The organism is Streptomyces sp. NPDC042638, assembly GCF_040647235.1.
In the GTDB taxonomy this organism is placed as follows: Bacteria; Actinomycetota; Actinomycetes; order Streptomycetales; family Streptomycetaceae; genus Streptomyces; species Streptomyces rameus.
In genome coordinates, this window is sequence record NZ_JBEZBT010000059.1 from 1 (window position 1) to 18897 (window position 18897).

An 18897-nucleotide genomic window follows, 5' to 3' on the forward strand; every position below is an offset into this window, starting at 1 on the left:
GGGTGGGCGCGGGATCGTCGTTGGCGTGTCCCTGCGTGGCCGCTTCCAGCGCGTGCCCCAGTGCGTCGGCCACTGGCGCGACGGGAAGCGGGGGCACGCGCGCGTGCCCCCGCTTCCCGTCACCGGCCTACTCCTGCTTCTTGCGGCGGGTGCCGAACACGATCTCGTCCCAGCTCGGCACGGCCGCACGGCGGCCGGGGCGGACGCCGTCGGCCTCGGCCTGGCGGTCGGTGGCGCCGATGAGCCGGTCGCGGTGGCTGCCGACGGAGCGCGGCATGAGGACGTCCGCGTAGGCGGAGCCGGCCGACGCGGCGGGCGCCGGCGGTTCCTCGGCGGCGGGCTCGTCCTCGGCGTCCTCCGACGGCTCGGCCGGGCGCTCCGGGACCACCAGGTCGCCCCGGAAGCTCGGCACGGCCTCCAGCAAGCTGGTCAGCGAGTCGCGCTCGCCCGCGCTCTCCTCGTCCGGCTCCGACGACTGCGCGGGCAGAGCGGGCCGTTCCCGGTCGCCCCGGTCGAGCGCGCGGTCCATCGAACGCTCGCGCGGCAGCCGGGCGATCCGCGGGACGAACGGGAAGCTCGGCTCCGGCACGGCGAGGTCGTCGGACTCGCCGATCAGCGAGCGCGCCTCGTCGTCGACGGCCTGGACGAGCCGCCGGGGCGGGTCGTACGTCCAGCTCGCCGAGTGCGGTTCGCCCGCGACCCGGTAGACGAGGAGCACCTCCCAGGTGCCGTCGTCGCGGCGCCAGGAGTCCCACTGCACGGTGTCCTTCTCGGCGCCGCGCAGCAGCAGCCGTTCCTGCACCGTCTCGCCGAGCAGCGGCCCGGAGTTCTCGCCGGGGCGGCGGACCGGGGTCTTGCGGGCCCGCTCGGCCATGAAGGCACGCTCGGCCAGCACGGGCCCCTCGAAGCGCCGTACCCGGTCGACGGGGATGCCGGCGAGCTGGGCCACCTCTTCCGCGGTGGCACCGGCACGTATCCGCGCCTGGATGTCGCGGGGGCGCAGATGGCTCTCGACCTCGATCTCGATCTGGCCGAGGCGGGGCCGGTCGCCGCGCACGGCGGCGCGCAGCCGTTCGTCGATCGGAAGTGTGTACTCCGTGGAGTCGGCAGCCTTCAGCACCAGCCGTGTGCCGTCATTCGAGACGGCCACGACACGCAGTTCGGGCATGGGGACCTCCCGGGTGGTGCCTGCCGACGTCACGTGCGTCGCTGCTTCCGCTAGTCGAGTGTGGCCTGCCCGGGTGCAGCCTGCCACAACCTTGCCGAGTTGCCCGGCGTGTCGGGCACGGGCCCGGGACCGCCGTTATGGCACGGTTACCTGTTCGCAACGCTAAGTGACCAAAACCGTCACCCTGTGCAACTAGCCCCCTCCCGGCGGTCCTGCAAGGCCGCGGGCACCCTGGTGGGAGGCCGGACCCAGGGCTCGCAACAGTACTCCATTCGGACCACGTGCGTGGGTCGGCGCGCTGCCCAACTTCTGGCAAGGGACGGGAGTTGCCGTCCGCAACCGGTTTTGTGGATCACCAACGTGGCGAACTTCACGCAATCGCCAGAAACGGAACTAATGGTTTCGTCCGTACGTCCCCTTCTCGTGCAGTCGGTCGAGCAATGTCGATCAAGTACGGGAAAGGCAGGCAAGTTCCGGGTATGCGTGAGACACCCGATACGGGTCGGAAACGGATCGATCTGAACGTCCCTCAGGTCGCGGGCAGCGCCCTGGCGGCGGTCGTGGCGGCCAAGCTGGCTTCGTACTTCGGGGTGTACGGCACGATCATCGGCGCCGGTGTGGTCAGTGTCGTCGCCACCTGTGGAGGCTCGCTGTTCCAGCACTTCTTCAAGCGGACGGGCGAGCAGTTCCGGGAGAAGGCCACGGTGGCGGCCCGGCCCAGGGAACAAGCGTCACCGGCCCCCGGGGAGTTCACCAGGGGCACCGTCTACCGCGCGCGGGTGAAGAACCGGCGCCGCCCGCTGCTCGCCGCCGCCCTGGTCTTCGGGATCACCCTCGCCGGCATCACCACCTACGAACTGGTGTCCGGCAGCAGCTTCAGCGGCGGCGGGGGCACGACGGTCAGTGACGCGGTCACCGGCCACGGCCCGTCCGGCCGCGGGTCCGATGACACACCCGCCCCTTCGGACACTCCGTCCCCGGAACACACCCCGTCCAGCGGTGGTGACACGCCGTCCCACGGCACGTCGTCCGGTACGTCACCCAGCGCGACCCCGGGGCCCGGCGACTCCCCGAGCGGCGGCCCGAGCCAGGCTCCGGGCGGGAAGCCGAGCGGCGACCCGGCTCCCACGCCCGGCGCGCCCAGCTCCTCCGCCACGACGCCTACGCCCCCAGCACCCTCCGCAAGTAGTCGTTCTGGAACAGGCGTTCCGGGTCCAGACGGTCCCGCAGGGCAGTGAACTCGCCGAAGCGCGGGTAGGCCCGGGCGAAGTACTCCGCGTCCCGGGTGTGCACTTTGCCCCAGTGCGGACGTCCCTCATGCGCGGTGAAGATGCGCTCGGCAGCGGTGAAGTACGCGTGGTAGGGCGTACCGCGGAACATGTGTACGGCGATGTAGGCGCTGTCCCGGCCGGAGGCGGTGGACAGCGTGATGTCGTCGGCCGGGGCGGTGCGCACCTCCACCGGGAAGCTGACCCGCAGACCCGAACGGTCGACCATGGCCCGCAGCTCACGCAGTGTCTCCACCAGCGCCGCGCGCGGGACGGCGTACTCCATCTCCACGAAGCGCACCCGGCGCGGCGAGGTGAAGACCTTGTAGGGGATGTCCGTGTACGTCCGCGCGGACAGCGCCCTGCTGGAGAGGCGCGCGATCCCGGGGACCGTGGCCGGAGCGGCGCGGCCGACCCACTGGACCGCCTGGAACACCCCGTTGGAGAGGAACTCGTCCTCGAACCAGCCGGCCAGCCGCCCCACCGGCCGCTCGGGACCGGCACTGCGGTTGTTGCGCTTGGTGTTGGTGCTGCCGGTGTGCGGGAACCAGTAGAACTCGAAGTGCTCGTTCTCGGCCCACAGTTGGTCGAACTCGGCGAGGACCCGGTCCAGGGGCATCGGTTCCTCGCGCGCGGTGAGCAGGAAGAGGGGCTCCACGGCGAACGTGATCGCGGTGACGATGCCCAGGGCGCCCAGGCCTGTGCGGGCGGCGGCGAAGACCTCGGGGTTCTCCTTCTCGGAGCAGGTGAGCACCGAGCCGTCGGCCGTGACGAGTTCGAGCGCCTTGATCTGCGCGGCGATGGAGGCGGACTCGCGGCCCGTGCCGTGCGTGCCGGTGCTGACGGCTCCGGAGACGGTCTGCTCCATGATGTCGCCCATGTTGGTGAGCGAGAGGCCCTCGCGCGCGAGAGCGGCGTTGAGCCTCTTGAGCGGGGTGCCCGCCTCCACCGTGACCGTCATGGACTCCCGGTCGATGTTGCGTATGCCGGTCAACAGTTGAGGGCGTATCAAGACGCCGTCGGTTGCGGCGATCGAGGTGAAGGAGTGCCCGGTCCCGACCGCCTTCACCGTCAGGCCGTCCTCCCGGGCCCGGCACACCGCCGCGGCCAGCTCCTCCACCGAGGCCGGCGCGACCTGCCGGGCGGGCCGGGCGGAGACGTTGCCGCCCCAGTTACGCCAGGTGCCGTTCTTCCCGTTCGCTGTGCTGCTCAACGGTGCCTCCCCGACCCGCGGCCGGCCTGCGCAGCCGGCGGTACCCGAGGAAACCGACCACGACCGCGACGGCCCCGGACACGGCCGGAACCCCGTACCCGGCCCGCGCCCCGGCCGCGTCGATCACCCAGCCGGCCGCGGACGAGCCGAGCGCGACGCCGACCGCGAGGCCGGTGCTCACCCAGGTCATGCCTTCGGTGAGCCGCGCGCGAGGTACGTGCTCTTCGATGAGGGACATCGTCGTGATCATCGTCGGTGCGATGGACAGACCCGCAACGAACAGCGCCACGGCCAGAAGCGGCAGGTTTCCGACCAGTAGGAGGGGGATCATACTCACGGCCATCGCCGCCACGCCCAGGAGCCAGCGGCGTTCCGGCGCACCGCTGAGGCGCAGCAGCCCGTAGACCACGCCCGCGGCGCAGGAACCGGCCGCGTACAGCGCCAGGACCACGCTCGCGGCGCCCTTGTGGCCGCGCTCGTCGGCGAAGGCGACGGTGACCACGTCCACGGCCCCGAAGATCGCCCCGGTCGCCACGAAGGTGGCCACCAGTACCCGCAGCGCCACCGAGCGCAGGGCGCTGCCGCCGCCGTGCTCTTCGCGCGGGTGCGGCTCCGGCTCGGTGGCCTGCTGGGCGGTCAGCCAGAAGACGCCGGCCGCGAGGAAGCAGGCGGCCAGCAGCGGGCCCGCCTCCGGGAACCAGGCGGTGGACAGGCCGATGGAGGTGATCGGCCCGAAGATGAAGCAGACCTCGTCCACGACCGACTCGAACGAGTAGGCGGTGTGCAGCTCGGGCGTCCCCCGGTACAGCGCCGCCCAGCGGGCCCGGACCATCGCGCCCAGGCTCGGCACCGCCCCGATCCCGGCCGCGCACACGAACAGCACCCAGTCCGGCCACCGGTAGTGCGCGGCGAGCAGCAGTCCGGCCGCCGCGGTCAGGGCCACCAGGGTCGCGGGGCGCAGCACCCGGCGCTGCCCGTGCCGGTCCACCAGCCGGGAGATCCGCGGTCCCACCGCGGCGGCGGAGAGCGCGATGGTGGCCGACAGGGCGCCCGCGAGCCCGTAGCGCCCGGTGAGCTGGGAGACCATCGTGACCACGCCGATGCCCATCATCGACAGCGGCAGCCGGCCGAGGAATCCCGCGGCGGAGAAGGCCGTGGCGCCGGGCGCGGCGAACAGGGCTCTGTAGGGGCTCGGCACGGGGGACTCCGCAAAGGTCGGTAAGGCGCGAACGCTGGCGCTACAGATTACGAGTGAGGCGACCCTAATGGCACTGGTCGTGCGACCGGCGAATCGTCCGGTGAAATCCCCCTAAACCATCTGGAGCGCGACTCTTCACCCCACTGTTTCCCCCCTGTCGGTACCGGGTGGCAGGATCGACTCATGCCAGACGCGCTCGATGCCACCCCGTACGACGCCCTGCTCCTGCTCTCCTTCGGCGGTCCCGAAGGCCCGGACGACGTGGTCCCGTTCCTGGAGAACGTCACGCGCGGGCGCGGCATCCCGAAGGAACGCCTCAAGGAAGTCGGGCAGCACTACTTCCTGTTCGGCGGGGTCAGCCCCATCAACGACCAGAACCGCGCCCTGCTGGACGCCCTGCGCAAGGACTTCGCCGGACACGGCCTGGACCTGCCGGTCTACTGGGGCAACCGCAACTGGGCGCCGTATCTGACGGACACCCTGCGCGAGATGGTCGCCGACGGCCGGCGCCGCATCCTGGTCCTGGCCACCAGCGCGTACGCCTCCTACTCGGGCTGCCGCCAGTACCGCGAGAACCTCGCCGACGCGCTGGCCGCCCTGGCGGACGAGGGCCTGGAACTGCCGAAGATCGACAAGCTGCGGCACTACTTCAACCACCCCGGCTTCGTCGAGCCCATGATCGACGGTGTGCTGCGCTCCCTCGCGGACCTGCCCGAGGACGTCCGTGCCGGGGCCCACATCGCCTTCACCACCCACTCCATCCCGACCTCCGCCGCCGACACCTCCGGCCCCGTCGAGGCCCACGGCGAGGGTGGTGCCTACGTCGAACAGCACCTGGACGTCGCGCAGCTGATCGCCGACGCCGTCCGCGAGCGGACCGGCGTCGACCACCCCTGGCGGCTCGTCTACCAGTCCCGCTCCGGCGCCCCGCACATCCCGTGGCTCGAGCCCGACATCTGCGACCACCTGGAGGAGCGGCACGCCGCCGGCGTCCCGGCCGTGGTCATGGCCCCCATCGGCTTCGTCTCCGACCACATGGAGGTCCTCTACGACCTCGACACCGAGGCGACGGCCAAGGCCGGCGAGCTGGGCCTGCCGGTGCGCCGCTCGGCCACCGTCGGCGCGGACCCGCGGTTCGCCGCGGCCGTCCGCGAGCTGATCCTGGAAAGGGCCGCCGTGGAACGCGGCCAGGAGGTCACCCCCTGCGCCCTGGGCGCGCTCGGCCCCAGCCACCGGCTCTGCCCGGCCGGCTGCTGCCCGGCCCGCGCCCCCCGCCCGGCCGCCGCGGGCGCCGACAGCCCCTACGCGTGAGGAGCCCCGTGACCGACGCCCTGCACCGGGACCTGCTCGCCCTGGCCCAGGAGGCCGCCCGCCGCGCCGGCGAGCTGCTGCGGGACGGCCGTCCCGCCGACCTGGCCGTGGCGAAGACCAAGTCCAGCCCCATCGATGTCGTCACCGAGATGGACATCGCGGCCGAGAAACTGATCACCGATCTGATCTCCGGCCGGCGTCCCGACGACGGCTTCCTCGGCGAGGAGGGGGCCTCCGTCGACGGCACCAGCGGCATCCGCTGGGTGATCGACCCGCTGGACGGCACCGTCAACTACCTCTACGGGCTGCCGACCTGGGCGGTGTCCATCGCGGCCCAGCGGGACGGCGAGACCGTCGCCGGGGTCGTCGCGGCTCCGATGTGCGGCGAGACGTACCACGCCGTCCGCGGCGGCGGCGCCTGGGCCACGGGCGCGTGGGAGGGCGAACGGGCGCTCGCCTGCCGTCCCGCGCCCCCGCTGGACCAGGCACTGGTCTCCACAGGCTTCAACTACGTCACCGGGGTGCGTGCCCACCAGGCCGAGATCGCCGGCCGGCTCATCCCCATGCTGCGGGACATCCGGCGCGGCGGCTCGGCGGCGATCGACCTGTGCGACGTGGCCTGCGGCCGGCTCGACGGGTACTACGAGCGGGGTCTGCACGCGTGGGACTACGCCGCCGGGGACCTGATCGCCCGGGAAGCGGGCGCGCTGACCGGTGGACGGCCCGGAGAGCGGCCGTCAGGGGATCTGACGGTGGCGGCTGCTCCGGGGGTCTTCGAGGCGCTCCAGGGCCTGCTGGAGGACTTCGGGGCGTGGCACGACTGACCGGGGCGCGGGCGCACGGGCGTCCCCGCATACGCAAGGGGACCCCGGCGCTGGATTCGCCGGGGTCCCCTCTTGCGCTTTCGGGTCTTGCGCTGTCGAGCCGATCAGACGCGTGACGCGCCGACCTCCACACCGTGTTCGGCGGCGAGGCGTCGCAGGTCGTCGAGCTCGGCCTGCTCCACCTCGGCGAGGAAGTCGTCGCCCTCGTCACGAGCCCGCGACAGATCGGACTCGGTCGCCTTTATGCGCTGCAGAAGTCCAGCGGTGAAAGCGTCCATGCTGCGCCCCCTCGTCCTGGGTCGTGGGTCGATGGCACGGGGGTGTGCCTAGGGAAGGGGCGATCACGGCTCTCGCGGGTGCCCAGCGCTGCCCGGCTGGGCGGCGGCGGTGCCGGACACCCGCGCCCGCTCTGCCAAGCGGAGGGCGAAGTACCGCATGGTGCTGCGGCACATGCAGAGCGTGATCGCGGGGTGTAAAGCCGTCCTCCCCCCGCTCCCCTTCGGGGAAACCTCGACGGGCGGAGAAAATCTCGTATTCCCGCCCCGTTACCCCCGTCCCTGCGGCCCCGACTCCGCCTTACAGCCGACTTATGGCCGAAAAGGGCAGGATGGGGGCCACACCCTACGGAAGACCCCTGCCCGCACGCGCCCACGGCGCGCTGCGCGGGTGGACACAGGAAGGACAAGCGACGTGCGCGTACTCGTCGTCGAGGACGAGCAACTGCTCGCCGATGCGGTGGCCACCGGACTGCGCCGGGAGGCCATGGCCGTCGACGTCGTGTACGACGGTGCGGCCGCCCTGGAGCGCATCGGCGTCAACGACTACGACGTGGTCGTCCTCGACCGCGATCTCCCGCTCGTGCACGGCGACGACGTCTGCCGCAAGATCGTCGAGCTGGGCATGCCCACGCGCGTGCTGATGCTCACCGCGTCCGGAGACGTCAGCGACCGTGTCGAGGGCCTCGAGATCGGCGCCGACGACTATCTGCCCAAGCCGTTCGCGTTCAGCGAGCTGATCGCGCGCGTGCGCGCCCTCGGCCGACGCACCAGCGTGCCCCTCCCGCCGGTCCTGGAACGCGCCGGCATCAAGCTCGACCCCAACCGCCGCGAGGTCTTCCGGGACGGCAAGGAGGTCCAGCTGGCACCCAAGGAGTTCGCGGTGCTGGAGGTGCTCATGCGCAGCGAGGGCGCGGTCGTCTCGGCCGAGCAGCTGCTGGAGAAGGCCTGGGACGAGAACACCGACCCGTTCACCAACGTGGTGCGCGTCACCGTGATGACCCTGCGCCGCAAGCTGGGCGAACCGCCCGTCATCGTGACGGTGCCCGGCTCCGGCTACCGGATCTGATCCGCCGTGGCGGCCACCCCAGCGCCCCCGCAGGCGCCACCGAAGCCCACCTGGGACCCCCGGCGACCGCAGCCCCCCTTCCCGTGGCTGCGCCCCACCATCCGCATACGCCTCACCCTGCTGTACGGCGGCATGTTCCTGATCGCCGGCATCCTGCTGCTGTCGATCATGTATCTGCTGGCCGCGCAGGCGATCAGCACCGGCAACCAGCCGCTGTTCAAGATCGTCGCCTATCAGGAGCTGAAGGTCTCCAGCAGCAACTGCCCCGCGATCAACACCACCAGCCTGTCGCTGCAGGACTTCAACGACTCGATCGCCCACTGTGTCGACCAGCAGCGCCAGGCGGCCCTGGACAACCTGCTGAGCCGCTCCCTGCTGGCCCTGCTGGGGCTCGCCGTGATCGCCTTCGCGTTCGGGTACGCGATGGCCGGCCGCGTGCTGTCCCCGCTCGGCCGGATCACGCGCACCGCACGCCAGGTGGCCGGCTCCGACCTGTCCCGCCGGATCGAGCTGGACGGCCCGGACGACGAGCTGAAGGAGCTGGCGGACACCTTCGACGACATGCTGGAGCGGTTGCAGCGGGCCTTCACGGCCCAGCAGCGCTTCGTCGGCAACGCCTCGCACGAGCTGCGCACGCCGCTCGCGATCAACCGCACGCTGCTCGAGGTGCACCTGTCGGATCCGGGCGCGCCGGTGGAGCTGCAGCAGCTCGGCAGGACGCTGCTGGCCACCAACGAGCGCAGCGAACAACTGGTCGAGGGGTTGCTGCTGCTCGCCCGCAGTGACAACCAGATCGTCGAGCGCAAACCGGTCGACCTGGCCGAGGTCGCCACGCAGGCCGTCGACCAGGTGCACGCCGAGGCGGAGGCCAAGGGCGTGAAGATCCGCGGCGAGCGCAAACCGGCCGTGGTGCAGGGCAACGGTGTGCTGCTGGAGCGGATCGCGCTGAACCTCGTTCAGAACGCGGTGCGCTACAACGTGTCCGAGAATGGCTGGGTCGAGGTGAACACGGACGTCCAGCACGGGCAGGCCGTGCTGACCGTGTCCAACACCGGGCCGGTGGTGCCGGCGTACGAGATCGACAACCTCTTCGAGCCCTTCCGGCGGTTGCGCACCGAGCGGACGGGCAGCGACAAGGGTGTCGGCCTCGGGCTGTCCATCGTCCGGTCCGTGGCCCGGGCGCACGGCGGGCACATCCTGGCACGGCCCCGGGAAGGCGGTGGCCTGGAGATGCGCGTCACGCTGCCGCTGTGATCGGGACCGCCACCCGCGGCGGCTGTTCGCTTCACGCGGAATTTTTTGACCGCCGGACGGGGTTCTTTCTGTGTGATCGATCACATGGACGGAATTCCGGCCATGTACGCACGGTGATCATGACAGAAGGTGGAAAGCCGGGAAAGTCCTGGTTTTCAGGGCTCTTGATCACGGGAAGTACACGGTGAGGCGCCTTTGAGGTGCGGCATTCGAACCGTGTACGGTCCTCACCGCCATCCAAGCCGATCACTCTTGAGGGGTCGGGTTGGGTGTCGATTGAGTAACAGACCTTGATGTGAGGCAAAATCTCCGCCTCAGGTCGGGCACAAGTCCGGCCTCTCACGCGTTACGTGCGCTGGAGACACCGCAGACACCCAGAGGGGGAGAGCGATATGGCAACCGATTACGACACTCCACGCAAGACCGACGACGACGTCGACTCGGACAGCCTTGAAGAGCTGAAGGCCAGGCGGAACGACAAGTCCACCTCGGCGGTGGACGTCGACGAGTTCGAGGCCGCCGAGGGCCTCGAACTGCCCGGCGCCGACCTCTCGAACGAGGAGCTGGCCGTCCGGGTGCTGCCCAAGCAGCAGGACGAGTTCACCTGCATGAGCTGCTTCCTGGTGCACCACCGCAGCCAGCTGGCCAGGGAGAAGAACGGTCAGCCGATCTGCCGCGACTGCGACTGAGGACGGGTCGGCCGTGTCTGGCTCGACCCCTCCCCGGAAGCGCCGCTTCTCCCTCCGGAAAGCGGACCATGGGCCGTCCGACGGCTCGCACGGCGCGCGTGGTGACGGGCGGGGCTCACCCGAAACGGGAGCCTCGCTCGTACCGGCGGCCGACGGAGAGGATCCGTCGGCACCGGCGCGGCGCACGGCACCCGTCGCGCGGCGCCGGGCGGCGGTGATGCGTGAGAAGACGCGGGATCTGGCCCGGGAAGGCGCCCGCAGGGGCGGCAGCCGGGCTCGCGCCGGGCTGGCGTACCTCGCGGACCGGATCATCGACATCGCCCCGCGTGTCCCCGTACGCGACCTCGCGAGCCTGCGCAGGCAGTTCCCCGGGCTCGGACCCGAGGAGCTGGCCGACAAGCTGGTGGCGGGCGCGGCGGCCGGCACCTCGACGGTCGGAGCCGGAATCGGCGCGGCGGCCATGCTGCCGGTGCCGCCGGCCATGCCGACCGAGCTGGCCGCGGAGATCACCGGGGTCGCCGCGATCGAGCTGAAGCTGATCGCCGAACTGCACGAGGTCTACGGCGTACGCCCGCCGGGCAACCTCAAGACCCGCTCCGCCGCGTATCTGTCCTCCTGGTCGGGGGAGCGCGGTATCGACGTGATGAAACCGTCGTCGTACGACACGGCCCTCGGCGGCCGGATGAAGCGCGAACTGCGCCAGCAGATCATGAAGCGGATGGTCCGCGACCTGCCCAATCTGATGCCGTTCATGGTCGGCGCCGCGGTCGGGGCGGTCATGAACCGCCGGGACACCAAGAGACTCGCGGCCCGCATCCGCGCCGATCTGCGCAAGATCCAGGTGCCGTGGGGCGAGCTCCCCGAACTGCCGCCGCTGGAGAGACCGGCGCAGCCGCTGAAGATGCGCGACCTGCCGAAGGAGCTCTGAGCGTCCTAGGCGTGCGCCTCGCGGGCCGCCTCGATCGCCGCCGCCAGCTTCTCCGGCTCCCGCGTCGACAGGTACAGGTACGGCGTCGGGTCCTGCGGGTCGGTGACCTCCACGCGCAGCGCACCCGGGATGTACGCGCGCAGCAGCAGGAAGGCGCGGGTGTCGGCCTTGTACGTCCGCCAGGCGCGGGCCTCCTCCGCGTCCAGCACGTGCGCGGCGCCGAGCGCCGACACCGGGATCTTCGCCTCGCCCGCGAGCAGGGAGCCGCCCACGACCCGGATGCGCGGGGAGCCGTAGGCACTGGCCACCACAGCCGCCGCGGCCGTACCGCCGACCAGGCCGCCCAGCAGCGGCAGGGTGCCGAACGGGAGCAGGATCAGGGCGAGGGAGACGCCCACGAGGAAGCTGATCAACCACCACGACCGGGGGGCGGTGAGACGTTCTTCGTAGGGGGTGGCGGAGAGCTGCATGAAGCAAGCTTGGCACGGGGTGCGCGGCGGGCTGCTATGCGGGGCACCAAGGGCGGGGCGCTGTCCGGCAGGGCGGGTAAGGTCTGCGCCTGTGAGTGGTAGTTCCGCAGCACTTCAGCCCCCCGCCGACGCGGGGAAACCGGTACGGCACCCCGATGCGCCCGCGCCCGGGGAACTTCTCGGTGCCCACTACGAACACTGTTTCGGGTGCGGCCCGGGGCAGCCGCACGGGCTGCACCTGGAGGCCCGCGCCGGTGACGGCGTCACGCTGACCGCCGAGTTCACCGTGCAGGCCGCCCACCAGGGCGCCCCGGGCCTCGCGCACGGCGGAGTGCTCGCCGCGGCCCTGGACGAGACGCTCGGCTCGCTGAACTGGCTGCTGCGCACCATCGCCGTCACCGGACGGCTGGAGACGGACTTCGTGCGGCCGGTGCCCGTCGGCACCACGCTGCACCTGGAGGCCGAGGTCACCGCCGTCGCCGGGCGCAAGATCTACTCCACCGCCACCGGACGCATAGGCGGCCCCGACGGGCCGGTCGCCGTCCGCGCCGACGCCCTTTTCGTCGAGGTCAAGGTGGACCACTTCATCGACCACGGCCGCAGGGAAGAGATCCAGGCCGCCATGAACGACCCGGACCAGATCCGGCGTGCCCGTGCCTTCGAGGTGAACCCGTGACCGCAGCAAGCCCCGCCGCCCGTGGCCCCCTGGACGTGCTCATCCGGCGCGTTGATCCGGACGTACCGCTTCCGGCCTACGAGCACCCCGGGGACGCCGGGGCCGATCTGTGTACCACCGAGACGTGCGAGCTGGGCCCCGGTGAACGGGCCGTTCTGCCCACGGGAGTGTCGATCGCCCTGCCCGAGGGGTACGCGGCCTTCGTGCATCCGCGTTCCGGCCTCGCCGCCCGCTGCGGTGTCGCCCTGGTGAATGCCCCGGGGACGGTTGATGCCGGGTACCGTGGGGAGATCAAGGTGATCGTGGTGAACCTCGACCCGCGCGAGAGCGTGCGGTTCGAGCGCTTCGACCGGATTGCCCAACTGGTCGTCCAGCAGGTCGAGAGGGTCCGCTTCCAGGAGGTCGCGGAGCTTCCCGACTCGGCGCGGGCCGAAGGGGGCTTCGGGTCCACCGGTGGCCATGCCGCGGTGGGCGACGAGAGCGGCGCAAGCGGTCGGGTCGCCGATGGCGCTCCGACGGGTGGGAATCGATACGCTTCGGTCGTATCCGACCGGGAAGGACAGTGACGTGTTCGGACGTCGCAACAAGAAGGGTGCCGCCGAGGGCGCGGCCGGCGAGGCCGAGCAGGTCGTCGACAGCGTCGACACCGAGGCGGACGAGGAAGTGGAGGCCGGGCGCGAGCGCGTCCGGCTGGAGCCCGGGCCCCGGCCCGACGGGCCGTGGGACAGCGAGGAGGTGCGCGACCCGGCAGAGGGCCGCGTGGACCTCGGCGGACTGTTCATCCCGGGCGTCGACGGCATGGAGCTGCGGGTCGAGGTCGCCGGTGACGCCATCGTCGCCGCGACCGTCGTGCTGCGCGACAGCGCCATCCAGCTCCAGGCGTTCGCCGCGCCCAAGCGCGAGGGCATCTGGGGCGAGGTCCGCGAGGAGATCGGCGCCGGCATCACCCAGCAGGGTGGCATCGTCGACGAGGTCGAGGGCCCGCTCGGCTGGGAGCTGCGCGCCCAGGTGCCGGTGCAGCTGCCGGACGGCACCGGTGGCTTCCAGGTCGTCCGGTTCGTCGGCGTGGACGGCCCGCGCTGGTTCCTGCGCGGTGTGATCTCCGGCCAGGGCGCGGTGCAGCCGCAGGCCGCCGGGCTGCTGGAGCAGATCTTCCGTGACACGGTCGTGGTCCGCGGCGAGGGGCCGATGGCACCCCGCGACCCGATCGTCCTCAAGCTCCCCAACGACGCCCAGATGGTCCCCGAGGGCGTCCAGCAGGAGGAGGAGGGCTCGCGCTTCTCCGGTGGCATGGGGCAGCTGCAGCGCGGCCCGGAGATCACCGAGGTCCGCTAGGCGCTCCGCTCGTCCAGCCGAAGTATTCGGGCCGCGCCTGTGCCGGGCGCGGCCCCGCTTTGTGCGGGTGCGCACCCTCGTGGGTCCGCTTTGTGCGGGTGCGCGCCCTCATGGGTCCGTAGTGGCCGCTCGCGCATTCTCCCGCGCCCCTTTCAGGCAGTCTTCCCCGCGTCCCCTTCGCGCGTGCGCCGCGCCGCCGCGCGCGAAGGCGAGCTGCTCCGTCACGGGGACCCGCCGGGCACGCAGCCCGGCGGGCCGTTCGGCGGTCGGTAGCGGCGGGTCGCTGCCGCCGGCTCCTCCCGGGCGCCTGGCCGCGCTCGTTGCCGAGGAGGTCGCCGGCCGGTTCGGCGTCGGGGTCGGGTGTGCCGTCGCCGGGCTGCCGGGGGTCGTCGTTCGCGGTGAGCGGGTGCGTGGCCTGGTCGGTGCGCACCGGTCGCGGGGCGGGGGATTGTCGGGCGCTGAGGGTGTCCGACCCGTCAGAGTTGCGTCAAAGCCCCTGCCTGGCCGGGGCATCGCCCTATTTGTCCACATCGTTGGCCGTAAGGTCGACGCTGCGTAGGCAACGGGTACGGGAAGACAATAGGGCCATGGCACGCGGCAAGCTTCGGATCTATCTCGGTGCGGCACCGGGTGTGGGCAAGACCTACGCCATGCTCGCCGAGGCGCACCGCCGGATCGAGCGGGGCACGGACTGCGTGGTCGCGTTCGTGGAGCACCACGGCAGGCCGCGCACCGAGGTGATGCTGCACGGCCTGGAACAGGTGCCGCGCCGGCGACTGGAGTACCGGGACACCACCTTCGGCGAGATGGACGTCGACGCCGTCCTGCGCCGGGCGCCCGCCGTCGCCCTCGTGGACGAGCTGGCCCACACCAACGTCCCCGGTTCCCGCAACGCCAAGCGCTGGCAGGACGTCGAGGAACTGCTGGCGGCCGGCATCGACGTCGTCTCCACCGTCAACATCCAGCACCTGGAGTCACTCGGTGACGTGGTGGAGTCGATCACCGGGGTGCGTCAGCGCGAGACCGTCCCCGACGAGGTGGTACGCCGGGCCGACCAGATCGAGCTGGTCGACATGTCCCCGCAGGCGCTGCGCCGCCGCATGGCCCACGGCAACATCTACCAGCCGGACAAGGTCGACGCGGCCCTGTCCAACTACTTCCGGCCCGGCAACCTCACCGCCCTGCGCGAGCTGGCCCTGCTGTGGGTGGCCGACCGGGTCGACGAGTACCTGAACGAGTACCGCAGCGAACACCGCGTCTCGCGGATATGGGGCTCGCGCGAGCGGATCGTGGTGGGCCTCACCGGCGGCCCCGAGGGGCGCACGCTGATCCGCCGGGCCGCCCGGCTCGCCGAGAAGGGCGCCGGCGGCGAGGTCATGGCCGTCTACATCGCCCGCAGCGACGGGCTGACCTCGGCCTCCCCCAAGGAGCTGGCCGTCCAGCGCACCCTGGTGGAGGACCTCGGCGGCACCTTCCACCACGTGGTCGGCGACGACATTCCCGCGGCCCTGCTCGACTTCGCACGCGGTGTCAACGCCACCCAGATCGTGCTGGGCTCCTCCCGCCGCAAGGCCTGGCAGTACGTCTTCGGGCCCGGCGTCGGCGCGACCGTCGCCCGGGACTCCGGTCCCGACCTGGACGTGCACATCGTCACCCACGAGGAGGCGGCCAAGGGCCGGGGACTGCCGGTGGCCCGCGGCGGCCGGCTCGGCCGGGCCCGGCGCATCTGGGGCTGGCTGGTCGGTCTCGCCGGCCCCGCGGTCCTCGCGGTGCTGCTGAACACCGTCGACCTCGGCCTGGCCAACGACATGCTGCTGTTCCTGGCCGTCACCGTCGCCGCCGCCCTGCTCGGCGGCCTGCTGCCCGCACTGGCCTCGGCGGCCTTCGGCTCGCTGCTGCTGAACTACTTCTACACCCCGCCGCTGCACCGGCTGACCATCGCCGACCCGAAGAACATCGTCGCCATCGCGATCTTCTTCGGGGTCGGCATGTCGGTCGCCTCGGTCGTCGACCTGGCCGCCCGGCGCACCGAGCAGGCCGCCCGGCTGCGCGCCGAGTCCGAGATCCTCTCCTTCCTCGCCGGCAACGTGCTGCGCGGCGAGACCAGCCTGGAGGAGCTGCTGGAGCGGGTCCGCGAGACCTTCGCCATGGAGTCGGCCGCCCTGCTGGAGCGCGAGAGCGACGTCGCGCCCTGGTCCTGCGCCGGCCGCGCGGGCTTCGGCCCGCCGCTGGAGCGCCCCGAGGACGCGGACGTCGACATGCCGGTCGGCGACCACATGGCGCTCGCGCTCACCGGACGGGTGCTGCCCGCCGCGGACCGCCGGGTGCTCGCCGCGTTCGCCGCCCAGGCGGCCGTCGTGCTCGACCGCAGGAGGCTGCAGGAGGAGGCCGACCGGGCCCGCACGCTCGCCGAGGGCAACCGCATCCGCACCGCCCTGCTGGCCGCCGTCAGTCATGATCTGCGCACCCCGCTGGCCGGCATCAAGGCCGCCGTGTCCTCCCTGCGCTCCGACGACGTGGCCTGGTCGGAGGAGGACCAGGCGGAGCTGCTGGAGGGCATCGAGGAGGGCGCGGACCGGCTCGACCACCTCGTGGGCAACCTGCTGGACATGTCCCGGCTGCAGACCGGTACGGTCACGCCGCTGATCCGCGAGATCGACGTGGACGAGGTCGTGCCGATGGCGCTCGGCGGCGTACCCGAGGACAGCGTCGGCCTGGACGTGCCCGAGACGCTGCCGATGGTCGCCGTCGACCCCGGGCTGCTGGAGCGGTCCGTGGCCAACCTGGTGGAGAACGCCGTCAAGTACAGCCCGCGCGGGCGGCGTGTCCTGGTCTCCGCGAGCGCCATCTCCGACCGCGTGGAGGTGCGCGTGGTGGACCGCGGCCCGGGCGTGCCGGACGAGGCCAAGGACCGGATCTTCGAGCCCTTCCAGCGGTACGGTGACGCTCCGCGCGGCGCCGGCGTGGGGCTGGGCCTCGCGGTCGCCCGGGGCTTCGCCGAGGCCATGGGCGGCACCCTGAACGCCGAGGACACGCCGGGCGGTGGGCTCACCATGGTGCTCAGCCTGCGCGCGGCGGGAGCTCGTGCCGAGACCGTTCCTCCGGCGGCGGACATCGCGGAGCCCCCCGGCGGGGCGGCCGGCGCGGAACCCCCGGACGGGGCAGACATCGCAGAACCGGAGAGGCAGGCCCTATGACCCGGGTGCTCGTGGTCGACGACGAGCCGCAGATCGTGCGCGCCCTAGTCATCAACCTCAAGGCGCGCAAGTACGAGGTCGACGCGGCCGCCGACGGCAGGGCCGCGCTCGAACTCGCCGCCTCCCGCCACCCCGACGTGGTCGTCCTCGACCTGGGGCTGCCCGACATGGACGGCGTCGAGGTGATCAAGGGCCTGCGCGGCTGGACCCGGGTGCCGATCCTGGTCCTCTCCGCCCGCCACTCCTCCGACGAGAAGGTCGAGGCACTGGACGCGGGCGCCGACGACTACGTGACCAAGCCGTTCGGCATGGACGAGCTGCTGGCCCGGCTGCGGGCCGCCGTCCGCCGGGCGGAGCCGGTCGGGCCCGGCGAGGACGACCTGACGACCGTGGAGACCGCGGGCTTCACCGTCGACCTCGCCGCCAAGAAGGTCAACCGCGGCGGCAAGGACGTCCGGCTCACCCCGACCGAGTGGCACCTGCTGGAGGTGCTGGTCCGCAACACCGGCCGCCTGGTCAGCCAGAAACAGCTGCTCCAGGAGGTGTGGGGGCCGTCGTACGGGACCGAGACCAACTATCTGCGGGTGTACATGGCCCAGCTCCGCCGGAAACTGGAGTCGGACCCCTCGCACCCCGAGCACTTCATCACCGAGCCGGGAATGGGTTACCGGTTCGAGAAGTGAGCAGGCTTACAGCCCTGTCGGCTCTCCCCGGTACGCTTCAGATATGACTGCTGTTCCTCGTTCCGAAAAGCCGGCCGGCCGGTTCCGGCGCATGCTCGACCGGCTCTCCTCGTCGCAGGAGGACCTGGAGTCCGAGGAGCTGCGCGAGGACGCCGAGACGGTGGGCTGCACCAGGATCGGCGACTGCCACGACCGGCAGATCGTCACCGTAACTGGTACCTTGCGCACGGTCACCCTGCGTCCACGCGCCGGAGTCCCGGCCCTGGAGGCGGAGCTGTTCGACGGCTCGGCCGCGCTGGACGTGGTGTGGCTCGGCAGGCGCTCCATCGTGGGCATAGAACCGGGGCGCAAGCTGCTCGCATCGGGCCGGATCTCGATGAGCCGAGGCCGCCGGGTGCTGTTCAACCCGAAATACGAACTGCGACCCCTCGGACGGGAGTAGCCGGTGACGTCCCTCGACAAGCCGACCGAAGACACCGACCATGCTCAGCCTCACGATGCCCGCGCGGTGACCGAGGCGGCGCTGTTCGAGGCGTTCGGCGGGGTCCGCGGCATGGTCGAGACGGTCGTGCCGGGCCTCCTCTTCGTCACGATCTTCACGATCAACAAGGACCTGCACCTCTCGGCGATCGCCGCGCTCGCGGTGTCCCTCGTCCTGGTCGTGGTCCGGCTGGCCATGAAGGACACCGTCAAGCACGCCTTCAGCGGCGTGTTCGGCGTGGCCTTCGGCGTGGTGTTCGCGATGTTCACCGGCAACGCCAAGGACTTCTACCTCCCCGGCATGCTCTACACCCTGGGTCTGGCGCTGGCGTACATCGTCACGACTCTCGCCGGGGTGCCCCTGATCGGCCTCATCCTGGGTCCGGTCTTCAAGGAGAACCTCTCCTGGCGCACCCGTAACCCGGGCCGCAAGAAGGCGTACGCCAAGGCCAGCTGGGCCTGGGGCCTGATCCTGCTGGCGAAGTGCGCGATCCTCTTCCCGCTGTACTGGTGGGCCGACACCACCCAGCTCGGCTGGGTGCTGGTCGCCCTGAAGATCCCCCCGTTCCTGCTCGCCGTCTGGCTGACCTGGGTCTTCCTGGCCAAGGCTCCGGCCCCCATCGACGTCTTCGCCGAGATGGAGGCGGAGGAGAAGGCCGAGGAGGAGCGCAAGGCGGCCCTGGTCGCGGAGGGCGGCGAGGCGACGGGCCCCCGGCACCGCCGGGAGGCGTGAGCCGCCTTCAGGACCGCACGGCGGCTCCTGGGGCCGCACAGCTCCTGGGGCCGCAGCCCCTGGTGTCGCACGAGTCCTGAGGCCGCACAGGTTCCACGGTTCTGCGGTTCTACGGTTCTACGACGA

19 protein-coding genes are annotated in these 18897 nt (G+C 71.8%); 14 read left to right on the forward strand and 5 right to left on the reverse strand.

Going from position 1 to position 18897, the window contains the following annotated elements:
* Positions 1 to 127: 127 nt before the first annotated feature.
* Positions 128 to 1168 (reverse strand): septation protein SepH, encoded by a 1041-nt coding sequence (sepH, locus tag AB0B40_RS32270; protein WP_362267049.1) that lies wholly within the window; start codon positions 1166 to 1168, stop codon positions 128 to 130.
* Between the two features lie 479 nt (positions 1169 to 1647).
* Here sepH and AB0B40_RS32275 point away from each other — a divergent pair, with 479 nt between their 5' ends.
* Complete coding sequence (locus AB0B40_RS32275) at positions 1648 to 2406, forward strand: hypothetical protein (protein WP_345052152.1); 759 nt, start codon at positions 1648 to 1650, stop codon at positions 2404 to 2406.
* Here the strand turns inward: AB0B40_RS32275 and AB0B40_RS32280 are convergent.
* On the reverse strand, positions 2330 to 3649 hold the full coding sequence (locus AB0B40_RS32280; protein WP_345052149.1) for a D-arabinono-1,4-lactone oxidase: 1320 nt from the start codon (positions 3647 to 3649) through the stop codon (positions 2330 to 2332). The two genes, AB0B40_RS32275 and AB0B40_RS32280, sit on opposite strands and share 77 nt — an antisense overlap.
* Positions 3609 to 4847, reverse strand: a complete 1239-nt coding sequence (locus tag AB0B40_RS32285; RefSeq protein ID WP_362267051.1) for an MFS transporter — start codon at positions 4845 to 4847, stop codon at positions 3609 to 3611. The genes AB0B40_RS32280 and AB0B40_RS32285 overlap by 41 nt, the downstream gene beginning before the upstream one ends.
* Positions 4848 to 5030: 183 nt before the next feature.
* Between AB0B40_RS32285 and AB0B40_RS32290 the strand changes: the two genes are divergently transcribed.
* Complete coding sequence (locus AB0B40_RS32290) at positions 5031 to 6158, forward strand: ferrochelatase (RefSeq protein WP_345052143.1); 1128 nt, start codon at positions 5031 to 5033, stop codon at positions 6156 to 6158.
* A gap of 8 nt (positions 6159 to 6166) precedes the next feature.
* On the forward strand, positions 6167 to 6982 hold the full coding sequence (locus AB0B40_RS32295) for an inositol monophosphatase family protein (protein WP_362267052.1): 816 nt from the start codon (positions 6167 to 6169) through the stop codon (positions 6980 to 6982).
* Positions 6983 to 7086: 104 nt separating this feature from the next.
* On the opposite strand, the gene AB0B40_RS32300 is transcribed toward AB0B40_RS32295, so the two are convergent.
* Entirely contained in the window at positions 7087 to 7260 is a 174-nt protein-coding gene (locus tag AB0B40_RS32300; protein WP_173456694.1) for a hypothetical protein, read from the reverse strand.
* 412 nt (positions 7261 to 7672) lie between these two features.
* Between AB0B40_RS32300 and AB0B40_RS32305 the strand changes: the two genes are divergently transcribed.
* The 4 genes from AB0B40_RS32305 to AB0B40_RS32320 all read left to right on the forward strand — a co-directional run bounded on the left by AB0B40_RS32305 (position 7673) and on the right by AB0B40_RS32320 (position 11197).
* Positions 7673 to 8326 (forward strand): response regulator transcription factor, encoded by a 654-nt coding sequence (locus AB0B40_RS32305; protein ID WP_003993508.1) that lies wholly within the window; start codon positions 7673 to 7675, stop codon positions 8324 to 8326.
* 6 nt (positions 8327 to 8332) lie between these two features.
* Entirely contained in the window at positions 8333 to 9580 is a 1248-nt protein-coding gene (locus AB0B40_RS32310) for a HAMP domain-containing sensor histidine kinase (RefSeq protein ID WP_345052135.1), read from the forward strand.
* 392 nt (positions 9581 to 9972) lie between these two features.
* Positions 9973 to 10269, forward strand: coding sequence for a DUF4193 domain-containing protein (locus AB0B40_RS32315; protein WP_005481602.1), 297 nt, complete (start codon positions 9973 to 9975; stop codon positions 10267 to 10269).
* Between the two features lie 13 nt (positions 10270 to 10282).
* Positions 10283 to 11197 (forward strand): hypothetical protein, encoded by a 915-nt coding sequence (locus AB0B40_RS32320; RefSeq protein ID WP_362267054.1) that lies wholly within the window; start codon positions 10283 to 10285, stop codon positions 11195 to 11197.
* Positions 11198 to 11202: 5 nt separating this feature from the next.
* Here the strand turns inward: AB0B40_RS32320 and AB0B40_RS32325 are convergent, their stop codons facing one another.
* Positions 11203 to 11667 (reverse strand): DUF3093 domain-containing protein, encoded by a 465-nt coding sequence (locus tag AB0B40_RS32325; RefSeq protein ID WP_345052130.1) that lies wholly within the window; start codon positions 11665 to 11667, stop codon positions 11203 to 11205.
* 91 nt (positions 11668 to 11758) lie between these two features.
* Here AB0B40_RS32325 and AB0B40_RS32330 point away from each other — a divergent pair, with 91 nt between their 5' ends.
* The 7 genes from AB0B40_RS32330 (at position 11759) to AB0B40_RS32360 (ending at position 18771) form a co-directional block, all read left to right on the forward strand.
* Positions 11759 to 12343, forward strand: a complete 585-nt coding sequence (locus tag AB0B40_RS32330; protein WP_345052127.1) for a PaaI family thioesterase — start codon at positions 11759 to 11761, stop codon at positions 12341 to 12343.
* Positions 12340 to 12909: a dUTP diphosphatase gene (dut, locus tag AB0B40_RS32335; protein WP_362267056.1), complete on the forward strand. Its 570-nt coding sequence runs from the start codon at positions 12340 to 12342 to the stop codon at positions 12907 to 12909. The genes AB0B40_RS32330 and dut overlap by 4 nt, the downstream gene beginning before the upstream one ends.
* A 1-nt stretch (position 12910) precedes the next feature.
* A complete protein-coding gene (locus AB0B40_RS32340; RefSeq protein WP_345052122.1) occupies positions 12911 to 13678 on the forward strand; it encodes a DUF3710 domain-containing protein in 768 nt (255 codons plus the stop codon).
* Between the two features lie 587 nt (positions 13679 to 14265).
* Positions 14266 to 16875: a sensor histidine kinase KdpD gene (locus AB0B40_RS32345; protein ID WP_362267059.1), complete on the forward strand. Its 2610-nt coding sequence runs from the start codon at positions 14266 to 14268 to the stop codon at positions 16873 to 16875.
* Positions 16872 to 17558 (forward strand): response regulator, encoded by a 687-nt coding sequence (locus AB0B40_RS32350; RefSeq protein ID WP_345052116.1) that lies wholly within the window; start codon positions 16872 to 16874, stop codon positions 17556 to 17558. The genes AB0B40_RS32345 and AB0B40_RS32350 overlap by 4 nt, the downstream gene beginning before the upstream one ends.
* Positions 17559 to 17601: 43 nt before the next feature.
* On the forward strand, positions 17602 to 18000 hold the full coding sequence (locus AB0B40_RS32355; protein WP_345052114.1) for an OB-fold nucleic acid binding domain-containing protein: 399 nt from the start codon (positions 17602 to 17604) through the stop codon (positions 17998 to 18000).
* A 3-nt stretch (positions 18001 to 18003) separates the two neighbouring features.
* Positions 18004 to 18771, forward strand: coding sequence for a DUF3159 domain-containing protein (locus tag AB0B40_RS32360; RefSeq protein ID WP_345052111.1), 768 nt, complete (start codon positions 18004 to 18006; stop codon positions 18769 to 18771).
* The last annotated feature ends 126 nt before the right edge of the window (positions 18772 to 18897 follow it).